Raw genomic sequence first — 15,381 nt, forward strand, 5'->3', positions numbered from 1 at the left:
TGCCCGTTCATGCATAAAACTGATAATACACATAATTGGGGAAGTCTGATGAGCAAGGCAACATTCGATCCAACATGTTACAACAAGAGTGGCAATGAAACGTTTCAACAGGTGCTGGATAAGCACCTTTCCCGCCGTACTGCACTGAAAAGCACTCTCGGCCTGGGCGCACTGACTGCATTGAGCACCTTTGGTCTGGCCGGGTGTGGCAGCGACAGTGACTCTGGCAAAGCCAATGGCGGTTCGGGGACAAATCCGGAAGTGGCAAACCGGAGCACAGCCGTACTGAATTTTGAGTCCATTCCCGGCTCCTTACTCGATGCCGTCGCTGTCCCGGCAGGCTACTCTGCCCAGGTGCTTGTCCCCTGGGGGACGCCGCTGAATGCGAAAGCCAGTGCCTGGGATAACGCGGGCAATAACTCGGCGGAAGATCAGGCCAATGCAATGGGGATGAACCATGACGGCATGCATTTTTTCCCGCTCAATGACGCCGCAGACGATGGCTTACTGTGCATTAATCATGAGTATATCGAGCCGGATGCGCTTCATCCAAGCGGCCCGACAACAGACGCTGGTACCAATCTGCGTACCAGTGCCGAGGAAATCCGCAAAGAGATCAACGCCCACGGCGTCAGCGTGGTGCGTGTAAAACTCACCGGTAATCAGTGGGCGATTGTCGATAATGATCCGCTGAACCGACGCTTTACGGCAGCCACTGTGATGGATATGGCCGGCCCGCTGGCATACACCTCTTATCTTGAAACCCGCTTTTCTCCCGATGGCAGCCAGACCCGCGGCACACTGAACAACTGTGGTAACGGCTACACGCCCTGGGGCACCTATCTGACCTGCGAAGAAAACTGGCCGGGTTATTTTGTCAATAAAGGCACCAAGACCGAAGAGCAAAACCGTATTGGTGTCTCAGGCTCGGGCACGCGATACGGCTGGGATGATCTGGCCGGTGATGCGGATGAACGGCTGGATGAATTTACCCGGTTTGATGTGACACCAACCGCCGCAAGTGCCGCAGCCGATTATCGCAACGAAGCCAATGGCTTTGGCTATATCGTTGAAATTGATCCGTACAATGCCAATGCGCGTGCGGTCAAACGTACTGCTCTGGGGCGTTTTCGTCATGAAGGCTGTGCGTTCGGCAAGCTGGAAGCAGGCAAGCCAATTGTTTTCTATTCGGGTCATGATTCTAAATTCGAATACATCTATAAATTCGTGTCCGACGCGGTATGGGACCCGGCAGATGCCAATCCGTCAAACCGCCGCGCTGTCGGCGATAAGTATATGGATCATGGCACCTTGTATGTGGCAAAGTTTTCAGAAGACGGCGCCGGGACCTGGTTACCCCTGACCATGAACAGCCCAACCACAGGTGGAGGTGTGCTGGGTGATACCTTTGATTCATTAGCCGCTATTTTGCTCAATACCGCCGGAGCGGCTGATCTCGTGGGTGCGACGCCCATGGACAGACCCGAATGGACCACAGTCGACCCGTTTACAGGCACTGTGTATCTGACGCTGACCAACAATTCGAGCCGCACTGAGGCCAATGTCGCGAACCCGCGTCTGAAAAACTACTTTGGCCATATTATCCGCTGGGATGAAGGCAGTGATGCGACTTCGTTCAGCTGGGATATTTTCCTGTTTGGTTCGCCAGCCAGTGCAGATGCCGACACCAATCTTTCTGGTCTGACTGAGCTGAATATGTTTGCCAGCCCGGATGGCCTGGCATTTGATGAACGCGGAATCTTGTGGGTACAGACAGACAATGGTGCGGCGGATGTCACCAGCTATACCAATGATCAGATGCTGGCGATTGTGCCTTCAGCCATGGTGGACGAGCAGGGGCAGCAGCAAGCGGTGAACGGCGCGAATCAAACCCAGCTGAAGCGCTTCTTTGTCGGCCCTAACGGCTGTGAAGTGACGGGCTTTGCGATCAGCCCTGATTATAAGTCTGTCTTTATTAACATTCAGCATCCGGAAAACTGGCCGTACTCCGACAATGCGGCAGAGCAGACACCCGCTGGTCAGACGGTTCGCCCGCGTGCCGCCACCGTGGTGATTCGCCGTCATGATGGCGGAGAGATTGGCGTTTGATGTCAGTGGTCTCTTAACCCTTGGTCAACCCGCAGTCAGGCTGCGGGTTTTTCGTTATAAGTACCTTTGTTCTCAGCCCTTCTATGTCATTTCTTCGCGACTTTCCCTGACGAACATTCCATTAAAACTCACCCTGATGCATAATCGATCGATGATTTTTAACGGATGTTTTGAAGCATCGTTCAGATTGGCCGGTTTGACCGTCAGGATTGATCGCGAATGAGAAATGCAAGTGTGCAGGTTTTCCTGCTGGCTGTTCTGTGTGCGGCATCTGTTGCTGTTCAGGCTGCGCCAGCACAGTCACCGGGATGTGTCATTCTGTTGCATGGTCTTGCCAGAACAGCAAATGCCATGGATAGCATGGCAACGGCACTAGCCCAGGCAGGGTATCGGACGGTGAATATGGATTACCCGTCAACAACGGCGAGTATTGAATCCCTTGCCGCATCCGTCATTCCGCAAGCGCTGTCTCAGTGCCAGCACATTGAACCGGTTCATTTTGTAACACACTCAATGGGCGGCATCTTAGTCCGGCAGTATCTGTCGGCAAATCACATTGCAGGTCTCGGCAGGGTCGTAATGCTCGCGCCGCCCAACAAAGGCAGTGAGATCGTGGATGCGATGCATGATTTTTTTCTGTTTGAGTGGATTTACGGTCCGGCAGGACAACAGCTGGGCACGGATAAGGCCAGTGTGCCCAACAGGCTCGGGCCGGTCCAGTTTGAGCTGGGCGTCATTGCCGGCAATTACAGTATTAATGTGTTGACCTCCTGGCTGCTGCCTTTGCCACATGACGGGAAAGTGTCAGTGGCCAGTACTCAGGTCGAGGGCATGCAATCGCACCTTGTGTTGCCGGTCAGCCATACCTTTATCATGAACAATGACGAGGTGATCGCGCAGACAATGAGGTTTTTACGTCAGGGCCACTTTAACAGTCATGATTAGCAGATTCAGGGATCGTCCTATGTTTGTACTTCCTACCCCACGGCTCACCTTAACGGATTTCCAGCTGGCAGATACAGACGCTTATCTGGCGATGGCGCAAGATGAAAAGTACCAGCGTTTTTACAGTGAACAAGATAGTTCTGAGCAGACCATGCGCGATCTGGTCACGCTGTTTGTTGAACAGTCCAGAGAACTTCCCCGAACGAAGTATCAGTTAGCGATCCGTCTGGCGCCAAGGGCGGACCCCGTGTCTCCGTTGATCGGTACTGCGGGATTACGCATCGATGACAAGGGTGATGCATCGGTTGGTTGTGGTTTACTGCGTGCCTGTCATGGGCAGGGCATTGCTGAAGAAGCAATGATAGGGCTCGTTAACTTTGGTTTTGAAGAGTTAGGCATTCACCGGGTTTACGCTGAAACACTGGCAGCCAATAAAGCGGCGATCGCACTTTGCCGTCGCCTTGGTATGATCGAAGCCCAGCGGCTGCATGCCCACCGTTACTTTAAAGGGCGTTGGTGGGATGCTGTCACCATGGAGATGGATCTCAGTCGCTGGAAAAGAACGGGATTGTCTTTTGCGGCCCCCGGATGTGGAATGAACCTCACCTGAGCGGATTATGTCTGGTGAGTCAGTATGTTCAGGCTGATGTTCAGTGTGCCTGAGAGAGGTTGTCATGAAAAAATTGATGCAAGTTGCAGTCGCACTGGTCATCCTGCTGGCTGTTTTTTGGGCGGGTATGCAATTTGAACGTTTTCGCTATGAAGACGTGTGTCTGGACATGGGCGGCGGCAGAAACCCGGGAGACTTCCCGATCTGCGTGATACAGATCCCATGATGAAGCTTGAATGCATACAGGGTGTAACAAGGTTAAATAGTATTTAGGAGTTAACATGGATGTGATTGAAATTCAGGATGTGTCACCCATGAAAGCGGCACTCACTCAGTTGTTGCAGAACTGTGTCGATGATGGTGCTTCAATCGGTTTTTTACCCCCGTTAAGTAATGCCGATGCCGAGGCATACTGGCTTGGGGTCGCGAATGACTTAGGCGACGGGCGTAAATTGTTTGTGGCCTGTGAGGGCGACTCTGTGATTGGCACCGTGCAGCTTGCCTTAACGTCCAAAGCGAATGGATGCCACAGAGCGGAAGTGGAGAAGTTGATGGTCAACACGGCTGCCCGTGGCAAAGGGGTCGGTAAGGCATTGATGGCAAAGGCTGAAGCAAGCTGTCGGCAGTTGAAGCGCAGCCTGATTGTACTGGATACCCGGGAAGGGGATGTTGCATCGTCTCTTTACCGTCAGTTGGGCTATATCGAGGCTGGACGGATCCCTGACTTTGCCCTGAGCGCTTCAGGCCGGTTTGATGCAACGATATTCTTTTATAAGCAGTTAACCTTCTGACATCTGGTGCGCTGCCAGGCCGCACAGAGCCACAGGCGACCCGATTCAGAAATCTGCTTTCCCACGGACACAGGGGTGACTGATGAAGCGCCTGAAGATATCCACACCCCAGATCAGCGCGATGAAACGAGTAGCAAATGGCATTCAGCTAAGACAAGATGATATATTTTGAATCATGAATGAGAAGTTGTTAAATCGCAGGAACGGTCACTATGCTAGCACCAGAGAAACCCAGAAACGAAGTTGAGCGTTTGCAATGCTTGCGTTCCTTATCTTTGCTGGATACAGATCGGGAAGAGAGATTCGACCGGATAACGCGTCTCGCCAGGCGATTGTTCAATGTGCCAGTCGCCACCGTCACGCTGGTTGATGATGACAGGCAGTGGTTTAAATCCTGTTGCGGCGCCGACCTGACGGAAACCAGCCGGGAAGTGTCATTTTGCGGGCACGCAATTCTTGATGATGGCCCTTTCATTGTCTCTGATGCCTCCCAGGACAAACGTTTTCATGATAATCCTTTGGTCTGCGGGCCTCCTCATATCCGCTTTTATGCGGGTGTGCCTTTGGTTTACGACAATAAATACAAGCTGGGTACCTTGTGTATCTTCGATCATCAGCCCCATTCGATGGACAATGACGAAGTGAGGGATCTGGTGGATCTGGCCAAAATGGCCGAGCAGGAGTTGTCTGCCCTGCACGATGCAACCATTGATGAATTGACTCAGATCTCTAACCGTCGTGGTTTCATCAAACTCGCGACCAAGAGTCTGGAGAACAGCCATCTCCATGGCACCCCTTTCTCACTGGCATTTTTCGACCTGAATAAGTTCAAAGAAATCAATGACAAACTCGGTCATCAGGCTGGTGATGATGCGCTGAAGGACTTTGCTTTTCTGATCAGTCAGAGCTTTCGCTACTCTGATTTATTTGCCCGAGTCGGCGGGGATGAGTTTGTCGTCTTGTATTCAGGGGTCACGGAGCAAGAAGCTCAGACCATGATTCAACGTTTTCAGAAAACGGTGGATGAATTCAACGTGCAGCAAAAGCGCCCGTATCAGTTATCTTTCAGTGCTGGTGTCTACACTTTGCCCGCAGGGAAAATGATGAACCTGGACGAAATTCTGGCAAAAGCCGATTCCAGAATGTATCTCAGTAAGATGCAATCCTGAATATAAAAACAAACCCCGGCTTTTCAGGCCGGGGTTTGATGTTTCTGACACAATTATTTTTTCAATGTTTTCGGTGCAGCACTGCGATTACGAATCGCTTTTTGTAACCGCATCCGGCGCTCTGCCGCAGATTGATCCGGGTTGTTCGTCCGGCCTTTACGATCGCGATAAGAAGCTTTGGTGTTCAGCTTCTCAATGAGTGCATCACGTTTCGCGGGTTCATAACCTTCCAGAATCACCCGGCGAATGCGCTGTTTGATGAGTTTTTCCACTTGCAGCAAAGTCAGTTCTTCTTCACGGCTGACAAAAGAAATTGCGTGACCTTGCTGTCCGGCACGACCGGTACGGCCAATGCGGTGGACATAGTCTTCGGCAAGGAACGGCATGTCATAGTTCACCACATGCGGTAAACCTTGAATATCCAGTCCGCGAGCTGCCACTTCCGTGGCCACCATGACGCGAGCTTTGCCTGTCGTAAATTCTTCCAGCGCACGGCGGCGTGCACTTTGTGCTTTATCACCATGGCAAAGTACGGCTTTGATTCCGTCGAGTTTCAGCTCAGTGACCAGCGTATTGGCCGTTTCTTTGTAATTGACAAACACCAGTACCTGCTGCCAGTTCTTTTTGCCGATCAGCTCAGAAAGCAGTTCACGTTTGCGTTCCTCGTCAACCGGATAAACCACATGCGCCACGGTTTCTGCCGTCGAGTTTTCAGGCGTGACTGAAATACGCTTGGGTTTGTTTGTAATGTCGCCAGCCAGTTTGTTCATCATGCTGGAGAAGGTCGCAGAAAACAGCATGGTTTGCGGATGGCCCTGAATACCGCTCATAATCGTGCGGATATCCCCAATGAAACCCATATCTAACATACGGTCTGCTTCATCAAACACCAGAAATTCCAGGTTTGCTAACGACAGGTTGCCGAGGTCCAGATGCTCAATTAAACGGCCCGGCGTGGCAACCAGAATGTCAACGCCACTTTCCAGTTGTTTTTCCTGGCTCGACATTTTCTTGCCGCCAAAAACAGCCGCCACACGTAATTCCAGATACTGGCTGTAATCTGAAATATTGCGTGCGATTTGCTCTGCCAGTTCACGTGTCGGCGCAAGGATCAGTGCGCGAGTGGTAAAACTTTTTCTGGCTTTCGGGGTATCTGCAATTTTCTGGATAATCGGCAGTGAAAATGCAGCTGTTTTGCCCGTACCTGTCTGGGCATTTGCCACAATGTCCTCACCACGACGGGCAGCAGGGATCGCTTTTTGCTGAATAGGGGTCATCTTTTCATAACCACATTCGTCCAAAGCGCGAACAATTTCCGGAGCAAAATTTTGTGAAGCAAATGACATGTTACATTCCTACAGACGGTATACCGAACGAAACGCTAAGCTGAGGATTCCGTTTGGTATGACTGACCAAAACCACGGATTATAGAGCAATAATCATAGCCTGTGGCAGATGATTTGAGCTTTAGCCGAAAAATTACGCAATAAAGACGAATATCCGGCCAGAAACAACCCGGGCTGAGCCCGGCTTGTGTCAGGAAAGAGAGGAGAGCAGCAGTGGCGGGTTGTCCGTAATCATGATATCGACGCCCCACTGGTAAAATCGGGTCACCAATTCCGGTTTATTCATGGTCCAGATATGAAGATCCAACCCGGCCTGCTTAATACGACCTGCCAGTGTTTCGTCCAGTAACCGATAGTCCATGTGGACACTGAAGAGTTCAAGTTGCTTTGATAATGCCATCAGATCGTCCGGTACGCTGTCGCAGATCAAGCCCCGGCGGATATGCGGCATCATCTTCTGGCAACAGGTGACAGCGTTCACGGAAAAACTGGACAATATCAGCGATTCCGCAGGGAAACCATTGGCCGCAATGGTGTCGGCAACCTTGCTGACCAGTAACCCGGTTTCTGACTCATCGTGAACTTTGATTTCCAGATTCAGGTTGAGTTGATATGTCCGGCAGGCTGTCAGGGCTTCGTCCAGCGTCAGGATGCGCTCGTTGGCAAAGTTGGCGCTGAACCAGCTGCCGGCATCAAGCGCTTTTAATTCAGCCAGATTCAGTTCACGGACATAACCACGGCCGTTGGTGCAACGATTCACTTTTTTGTCATGAAACATGACGGGGATAAAATCAGCACAAAGTTGAGTGTCCATTTCAACCCACTGAATCTGATGTTTTGCGGCTTCCTGTAAGCCTGCCAGGGTATTTTCAGGAGCCAGGGCAGCGGCTCCGCGATGTCCGGAAATCATAGGTAATCAGTACCATCAAGAAAAAAGAGACAGGTAAAGGCTGTATCTGTGAGTATGTCTCAGGATTATAACAGTTCAATGACGGTAATCGTCCAGGCGTTAATCAGCGCTCCGCGGTGGCCGCCCCGACATAACTACCGAGCTTGATGAAATAATGTTTATTGCAATGGCTGCACTGGAATTTATGGCTATTTCTGTGCAGTATTTTATCGAACATGGTTCGACGAATACGCTGAGGAACACTCTTATTTTTGCAATGCGGACACATAATCGTTCTTGTTCTATGAAATTATGGGCGTATTGTATGCGACAAAGTGATGAGTTCAGTGATTCAGATCACAAATCACTATTGCATATGCGGCAGGGTGTTATGCGTAAGTTGAATACTGGCGGCGTGTCATTCTGATCGGTGTAGCCACGCTGTGCTGGCGCAATAAACATGTGTCTGGTGAAGAACATGAAAGCTGGATATGAGTGTGTTACCATTCGCCGACTTTTAACCGTGTCGCTGGCGGTGCTTCCTTGATTGACAGGGGATGCAGCGACTTTCCGCTTCGCACGATGACGATAGATTGATGAGGAATTGAGTATGAAACTGACTGTGCTGGATCAGGCATTGTTTGACCACTTGTATCGTGACATTAGAGAGTTTCGTACGACGTTTGATCTGGACATTGACAATCCATCAACACTCAATGAGCAAATGGATCAGTTACATACCTCGCTGGCCGTAGAAGAACTGACAGAGCTGGCGGAAGCCGATTCGCTGGTTGAGCAGGCCGATGCTATTGTCGATACTGTCTATGTTCTGATGGGGCGCCTGGTACATTTAGGTCACAGTCAGGTCCAGGACAACCTGGGGATCAGCTATATGATTGACCTGTTGCTGCAAATTGCCGAACGACTGAATATCGATTTTGTACCCTGCTGGGATGAAGTACATGCCAGTAATATGAGCAAGGTGTGTCGTAATGAGCAGGAATTCTCGGAAACACAGGCGTTTTATGCCAAGCAGGGCGTAGAGATTACAGGGAACCAGAAAGGCGATTACATCATCGCTAAATGTGCCAAAGATGTAGCGTTGGAAGATAAAGTCATACGCAAAGGAAAAGTCCTGAAATCTGTGTATTATCGTCCTGCCGATCTGGTGACACTGGTAACTAACTAATTTCTGAGTTTCATCAGCGTTTGATCCCTGCCCCATAGGCAGGGATTTTTCCGACTATTTTCATTCATTGTCTACGAACTGACGTACCACCCCTTTACACTTTTCTTTTTTCTTGACGAATTGCTGATTATGCCGCGAACTCATGCCACTGAATCCCCCCATACAGGTTCGCTGTCGCGACAGCTGTTTACGATGACCTGGCCGATGATGTTTGGTGTCCTGTCGTTGATGAGCTTTCAACTGGTCGACAGTGCCTTCATCGGACAGTTAGGTGTGTTGCCACTGGCTGCACAAGGTTTCACGCTACCGATACAAATGATCATCATTGGCCTTCAGGTTGGGCTGGGAATTGCCACAACAGCGGTGATCTCTCGGGTGCTGGGCAGTGGCGATGGTCAGCGAGCCAAGCAGTTAGGTGGTCTGGTTGTGCTGACCGGGGCGCTGATTGTCTTCGCCGTCGGAATTGTCATCTGGCTATTACGGGGACCAATTCTCTCCGTGCTGAGCGCTCCGGACAATGTCCGGCCACTCATTGATGCTTACTGGCCTTACTGGTTGTGCAGCGCCTGGCTGGGTGCCATGGTTTATTTTGCCTACAGCTTGTGCCGAGCTAACGGCAATACTGTGCTGCCCGGTATCATGATGGTGGTGACCAGCGTCCTGAATATGGTGCTGGACCCGCTCTTTATTTTCACGTTGGACCTGGGGCTCGTCGGCGCTGCAATGGCGACCATCGTTGCATTTGCAATCGGTATGCTGGTGATGTTTCCGGTTGTGATTAAACGTCACTGGATGTCGCTGAACTGGCAAGGTTTGCAGGTCATGACATCCATTAAAGAACTCCTGAACATCATGGCGCCTGCCATGCTCAGCCAGCTGATGCCGCCGCTGGCTTCCATGCTGGCAACAAAACTGGTTGCAGGCTTCGGCGCTGCTGCCGTCGCTGCCTGGGCGTTAGGATCCAGGCTGGAATTTTTCTCTATTGTGGTGGTACTGGCGCTCACGATGTCTATGCCGCCCATGGTGGGCCGCTGTCTGGGCCGTAAGGACATGGTATCCATCACCGCACTGATACGGTTGGCCGTGAAATTTATCATGGTCTGGCAGTTTGCGATCGCCGCGATTTTGCTGGTGTTGTCGGTCTGGCTGCCGTCCGTACTCAGTAGCGACTCATCCGTCAGCCAGCTGCTTTCTGTACATCTTCGCTGGGTGCCTGTCAGTCTTGGCCCGCTTGGGGTGTGCATGCTGATGGTCTCGGTGAGTAACGCCCTGGGGATGCCGATGCGGGCTTTGGTGATTTCCTGTTTAAGGCTGTTCGCCTGCTTCCTGCCATTGATCTGGCTGGGCGCGCATTTGGGCGGAATAAAGGGCCTGTTTATCGGGGCGATGTTTGGTAATCTTGCCGCCGGACTGATGGCCTGGCTGTGTTTCCAGCAGGGCATGCAGAAAGTGGTCGCGAAATTCACACCTGCGACTATGGCAGAGCAGAATTAACTTGGAGCAACAATGAACGGTATTTCCCCGCAGGAACGGCATCGATTTAAGAGCATCAGTTATCAGGATATCGGGCAGGGACCGGTGATCCTTCTGGGTCATGCTTACCTGTGGGACAGCACAATGTGGCAGCATCAGATTGCTGTGCTCAGTCAGCATTTTCGTTGTATCGTGCCAGATTTCTGGGGACACGGGGAATCTGAAGCCGCGCCGTCCGCCAGCGCGACGCTGGCTGACTATGCCAGTTTGATCAATGAATTACTTGAGCACCTTGGTATCGAGCAAATGGGTGTTGCAGGTCACTCACTGGGCGGAAGCTGGGCGATCGAACTGGGGGTGCTTGCCCCGGCCAAAGTGAAGTCGCTGGCGCTGCTGGACAGTTTTGCCGGCCTGGAGCCTGAAGTGGTGAACCTGAAATATCAGGCGCTGTTACGGGAGGCAGAATCCGCTCAGTGTTTCAGCCAGACTTTTATTGATTTCTTTACGCCGTTACAGTTCGGTCTGAATACAGCGCAGCGCCGGCCTGAACTGGTCGCGCAGTTTCGTGCCTGCTTAGCGCAATATCAGGGCGATGCGGTCAGTGCGCTGGCTCAGGCCGGGCGTATGTGGTTTGGTCGCCGTGATAGTTTTGAGGATGCCGAAAACTTTGCACTCCCTTGTCTGCTGCTTGTCGGCGCGCAAGACAGAATTCGCTCTGTGCTGGAATCGCACCTGATGCTGGATGGTGTCACCGGAAGCCGCCTTGAGCTGATTGCAGAAGCAGGCCATTTAACCCCCCTGGAACAACCGGAAGAGGTCACAGGCCATTTACTGCCATTTTTCCGGCACACCATGGAATGACGTGAGAGTAATTGAGGGAATAAGATGCTAGGGATAGTGATCAGACTTTTTCCGCTGTGGGCTGTGCTGCTCTCAGCTTATGCTTATGTTCAGCCGGATTTTTTTGTGGCGTTGAAAACCGCGATTGTGCCGTTGCTGACCTTTGTGATGTTAACCATGGGACTGACATTGAAAACGACGGATTTTCTGGCAGTCGTCCAGAACAAACGTGCGGTGAGTGTTGGTGTCCTGCTGCAGTTTACCGTCATGCCGCTGGTGGCTATTGTGCTGAGCCTGGCATTGGGGTTTAACCCTGAGCAAACCGTCGGTATGGTGCTGGTGGGCAGCGTCGCCGGTGGGACTGCATCCAATGTGATTTGCTATCTCGCCAAAGGGGATGTTGCGCTGTCTATTACTATGACGGCCATGTCGACCTTGCTGGGTGTGTTTCTGACCCCACTGCTCACCGGCTCTCTGGCGGGACTGAGCGTCGAAGTTCCGATGATGGCGATGCTCGCCAGTCTGGTAAAAATCGTGCTGTTACCTGTGCTGGGCGGGGTGGTGATCAATCATTTTGCAGCGGGTTTCACGCGCCGGCTGGTTCCCGTCCTGCCTTTGTTGTCTGTGGTTGCCATTGTCATGATTATTGCGATTGTGGTGGCGCTCAACGCTGAAAGCCTGACGCAAATCGGGCCTGTGATTGCGCTGGCGGTGATTCTTCATAATGGGATTGGTCTGGCCGCCGGATATTATTCCTGCCGTCTGTTGGGATTCAACGAGACGGTCTGCCGTACGATTGCCATTGAGGTTGGTTTACAAAATTCCGGTCTGGCAACGGCGCTGGCGATGAAATTCTTCTCCCCGGTGGCGGCGATACCCGGCACGCTGTTTTCAATCTGGCATAACATTTCAGGCTCAATGCTGGCGGCGTACTGGTCTAAAAAAGCCCCGGCTCAACGTGTGGATCCGCTCGCAAGCTGAGCCACAGGGAATCGTAAAAAGCAGTCAGTGGGTATCACTGGCTGCTTTTTTCATGACACCACCTTTCTGACTCAATCTGATACAACGCCATACGATGAGTGACGGTGTCACTGATATTCAATGAGAGTAAAGACATGCAACCAACTGTTCGTGCCCTGATGGTTCAGGGAACCACCTCCGATGCAGGGAAAAGCGTATTGGTCGCCGGATTGTGCCGGGTACTGGCCAGAAAAGGTATTCTGGTCGCGCCATTCAAACCGCAAAACATGGCCCTGAACAGTGCTGTCACTGCTGATGGCGGTGAGATTGGCCGTGCTCAGGCCGTTCAGGCCTTCGCTTGCGGCATTGAGCCAACGGTAGATATGAATCCGGTGCTGCTGAAACCGAACACGGACACGGCCGCCCAGGTAATTGTGCAGGGTAAGGCTGTTGAGGACATGGATGCGATTGGCTTTCAGGGTTACAAACAATTTGTGTTGCCCTCGATTTTGCAATCTTTCGCCCGCCTGCAGGAACGCTATGACACCGTGGTGATTGAAGGGGCAGGCAGTCCGGCTGAAGTAAACCTGCGCGAGAACGATGTTGCCAATATGGGCTTTGCTGAACCTGCTGATGTGCCTGTCATTATTGTGGCCGACATCGATCGCGGCGGCGTGTTTGCGCATCTGTACGGCACGCTTGCGCTCTTGTCTGAGTCAGAGCAGGCCAGAGTCAAAGGTTTTGTGATTAACCGCTTTCGCGGCGATATCACCTTGTTGCAATCCGGGCTTGACTGGCTGGAGCAGAAAACAGGCAAGCCTGTGCTGGGTGTATTGCCTTATCTGCATGGCCTGATGCTGGAAGCCGAAGATGCGATTTCTGTTCAGCAGGTGGCAAAAGTGGAAAAGCCCTTGCAGGTTGTGGTGCCTGTGTTCACGCGAATCAGTAATCACACCGATTTTGATGCCCTGCGGATGCACCCGCAGGTGAATGTTCACTTGATTGGTAAAGGGGAACCATTGCCGGCCGCGGATCTGATCATTTTGCCCGGCAGTAAAAGTGTGCGCAGTGATTTAGCCTATCTGCGTGAGCAGGGCTGGGATCAGCAGATTGCCCGCCATTTACGCCTTGGTGGCAAGGTCATGGGAATTTGCGGCGGTTACCAGATGCTGGGTGAGTGGGTGTCGGACCCGCACGGCCTGGAAGGAGAACCGGGTCAGAGCCGCGGCTTAGGTTACTTGCCTGTTTCAACCATGCTGGCGCCCGAAAAGCAGCTGAAACGCTCTCAGGGCACATTACGTTTGCCTGGGATGCCCTCGGTTGAGGTCAGCGGTTATGAAATTCACGCCGGGGTGACATCGGGCGTGTCGCCGGACTCAGCACCGGTTCATTTGCACACAGACAGCGGAAATCTTGCCGACGGTGCAATTGGTGTCGATGATCAGGTGTTCGGCACTTACTTACACGGTGTGTTTGATAAACCTTCAGCCTGCAGCGCAATTCTGAACTGGGCCGGGTTGGCGGACTGTCAGACACCAGATATGGATCAAATCAAAGCGGACAACATCGAACGTCTGGCGGATGAAATTGAACAGCATCTCAATTTGGCTGCGCTTTGGCCTGAATGGAAGCATTTGTTTCAAAAGGTATAATTTTTCTTTTGAAATGCAATCTGCTGCATGACAACGGAAAGACAGAGTATTTGCAGGGGATTCAGGAAAAATGCCCGAAAATATCGTCTCACAGGTCTGTGCGGGCGAATAGCATGAAAATCAGGCTGAAAGTGTCAGAATACCGTTTGTCATTCATTTTCAATTAGCGTTTGCACATGCAGGATGAAGGCGATAAGTTAAATGCCTGTTGGAGTAGATGATCGGCCTGATACTGACCATATCAGGCCATGATATGTAATTGGAAGTAAGCAGTATGCATAAAACAGACGACGTAAGAATTAAAGAAATTAAAGAATTATTGCCACCAGTTGCCGTGCTGGAGAAGTTTCCGGCCACTGAAAACGCATCGGAAACTGTGTATGAAGCGCGTAAAGCCATTCATAACATTTTAAATGATGAAGACGATCGCTTGCTGGTCGTGGTTGGTCCTTGTTCCATTCATGATCCCAAAGCGGCAATTGAGTACGGCGCACGCCTGAAAACATTGCGTGACGAACTGAAAGATCGTCTGGAAATTGTGATGCGTGTTTATTTTGAAAAACCGCGTACCACAGTGGGCTGGAAAGGTTTGATCAACGACCCGTATATGGATGACAGCTTCCAGCTCAATGACGGTTTGCGCATGGGTCGTAAACTGCTGCTGGATCTGACCGATATGGGCATGCCGACAGCTGGTGAATTCCTGGATATGATCACGCCGCAGTACATGGGCGATCTCATCAGTTGGGGTGCAATCGGTGCACGTACGACTGAATCTCAGGTTCACCGTGAGCTGGCCTCAGGTTTGTCTTGTCCGGTTGGATTTAAAAACGGTACCGACGGCAATATCAAAATTGCGACCGATGCGATCGGTTCCGCCAGTGCGCCACACCATTTCCTTTCGGTGACCAAGTTCGGCCACTCAGCGATAGTATCGACAGCGGGCAATGAAGACTGCCATATCATTCTGCGTGGCGGTAAAGAGCCAAATTACAGCGCTGAACATGTAAATGTTGTGGTTGAACAACTGGCAAATGCCGGTCATCGCCAGAAAGTGATGATCGACTTCAGCCACGCCAACAGCCTGAAGCAATACAAGCGCCAGATTCTGGTTGCTGAAGATGTGGGTCAGCAAATTGCCAGCGGGAACAAAGCGATCTTCGGGGTGATGATTGAAAGTCACCTGGTTGAAGGTCGTCAGGATATTGTTGATGGCAAAGTGGCCACGTACGGCCAGAGCATCACGGATGCCTGTATTGGCTGGGAAGACACTGAAAGCGTGTTGCGTGAGCTGGCAGAGAAAGTCGAGCAGCGTCGTCAGAAGTCATGATCTAATATCGGCGCTGGCACTCAGTGCCAGTCATCATTGAAAAAGCGAGAGTCTGACCGGGCTCTCGCTTTTTTTGTA

The 15,381-nt window shown here is 51.6% G+C and carries 14 protein-coding genes; 12 read left to right on the top strand and 2 right to left on the bottom strand.

The window, feature by feature from the left end:
* Positions 1 to 48 precede the first annotated feature (48 nt).
* The 6 genes from LN341_RS19010 (at position 49) to LN341_RS19035 (ending at position 5,624) form a co-directional block, all read left to right on the top strand.
* Positions 49 to 2,109 carry a PhoX family phosphatase gene (locus LN341_RS19010; RefSeq protein WP_234205203.1) on the top strand — a complete coding sequence of 687 codons (2,061 nt, stop codon included), beginning with the start codon at positions 49 to 51 and terminating at the stop codon, positions 2,107 to 2,109.
* A 219-nt stretch (positions 2,110 to 2,328) separates the two neighbouring features.
* Positions 2,329 to 3,054, top strand: coding sequence for a triacylglycerol lipase (locus tag LN341_RS19015; RefSeq protein WP_234205205.1), 726 nt, complete (start codon positions 2,329 to 2,331; stop codon positions 3,052 to 3,054).
* Positions 3,055 to 3,073: 19 nt separating this feature from the next.
* Positions 3,074 to 3,664: a GNAT family N-acetyltransferase gene (locus LN341_RS19020; protein WP_234205206.1), complete on the top strand. Its 591-nt coding sequence runs from the start codon at positions 3,074 to 3,076 to the stop codon at positions 3,662 to 3,664.
* Between the two features lie 64 nt (positions 3,665 to 3,728).
* Entirely contained in the window at positions 3,729 to 3,890 is a 162-nt protein-coding gene (locus LN341_RS19025) for a hypothetical protein (RefSeq protein WP_162836564.1), read from the top strand.
* Between the two features lie 55 nt (positions 3,891 to 3,945).
* Positions 3,946 to 4,455, top strand: a complete 510-nt coding sequence (locus LN341_RS19030; RefSeq protein ID WP_046219920.1) for a GNAT family N-acetyltransferase — start codon at positions 3,946 to 3,948, stop codon at positions 4,453 to 4,455.
* 212 nt (positions 4,456 to 4,667) lie between these two features.
* Positions 4,668 to 5,624, top strand: coding sequence for a sensor domain-containing diguanylate cyclase (locus tag LN341_RS19035; protein WP_234205208.1), 957 nt, complete (start codon positions 4,668 to 4,670; stop codon positions 5,622 to 5,624).
* A 53-nt stretch (positions 5,625 to 5,677) separates the two neighbouring features.
* On the opposite strand, the gene LN341_RS19040 is transcribed toward LN341_RS19035, so the two are convergent.
* A complete protein-coding gene (locus LN341_RS19040) occupies positions 5,678 to 6,970 on the bottom strand; it encodes a DEAD/DEAH box helicase (RefSeq protein ID WP_234205210.1) in 1,293 nt (430 codons plus the stop codon).
* Between the two features lie 190 nt (positions 6,971 to 7,160).
* Positions 7,161 to 7,880, bottom strand: a complete 720-nt coding sequence (locus LN341_RS19045) for a glycerophosphodiester phosphodiesterase family protein (RefSeq protein ID WP_046219917.1) — start codon at positions 7,878 to 7,880, stop codon at positions 7,161 to 7,163.
* Between the two features lie 589 nt (positions 7,881 to 8,469).
* Here LN341_RS19045 and LN341_RS19050 point away from each other — a divergent pair.
* From LN341_RS19050 to aroG, 6 genes are all read left to right on the top strand, one after another.
* Entirely contained in the window at positions 8,470 to 9,048 is a 579-nt protein-coding gene (locus LN341_RS19050) for a nucleoside triphosphate pyrophosphohydrolase family protein (RefSeq protein ID WP_046219916.1), read from the top strand.
* Between the two features lie 129 nt (positions 9,049 to 9,177).
* Positions 9,178 to 10,542 carry an MATE family efflux transporter gene (locus tag LN341_RS19055; protein ID WP_046219915.1) on the top strand — a complete coding sequence of 455 codons (1,365 nt, stop codon included), beginning with the start codon at positions 9,178 to 9,180 and terminating at the stop codon, positions 10,540 to 10,542.
* 12 nt (positions 10,543 to 10,554) lie between these two features.
* The gene (locus LN341_RS19060; RefSeq protein WP_234205212.1) at positions 10,555 to 11,382 is read left to right on the top strand and encodes an alpha/beta fold hydrolase; all 828 of its coding nucleotides are present in this window, start codon (positions 10,555 to 10,557) and stop codon (positions 11,380 to 11,382) included.
* Positions 11,383 to 11,406: 24 nt separating this feature from the next.
* Entirely contained in the window at positions 11,407 to 12,342 is a 936-nt protein-coding gene (locus tag LN341_RS19065; RefSeq protein ID WP_046219913.1) for a bile acid:sodium symporter family protein, read from the top strand.
* A 134-nt stretch (positions 12,343 to 12,476) separates the two neighbouring features.
* Entirely contained in the window at positions 12,477 to 13,973 is a 1,497-nt protein-coding gene (locus LN341_RS19070; protein WP_234205213.1) for a cobyric acid synthase, read from the top strand.
* Between the two features lie 274 nt (positions 13,974 to 14,247).
* The gene (gene aroG, locus LN341_RS19075) at positions 14,248 to 15,303 is read left to right on the top strand and encodes a 3-deoxy-7-phosphoheptulonate synthase AroG (RefSeq protein WP_234205215.1); all 1,056 of its coding nucleotides are present in this window, start codon (positions 14,248 to 14,250) and stop codon (positions 15,301 to 15,303) included.
* Positions 15,304 to 15,381 lie beyond the last annotated feature (78 nt).

The sequence above is a fragment of the Photobacterium sp. TLY01 genome (assembly GCF_021432065.1).
GTDB lineage: Bacteria > Pseudomonadota > Gammaproteobacteria > Enterobacterales > Vibrionaceae > Photobacterium > Photobacterium halotolerans_A.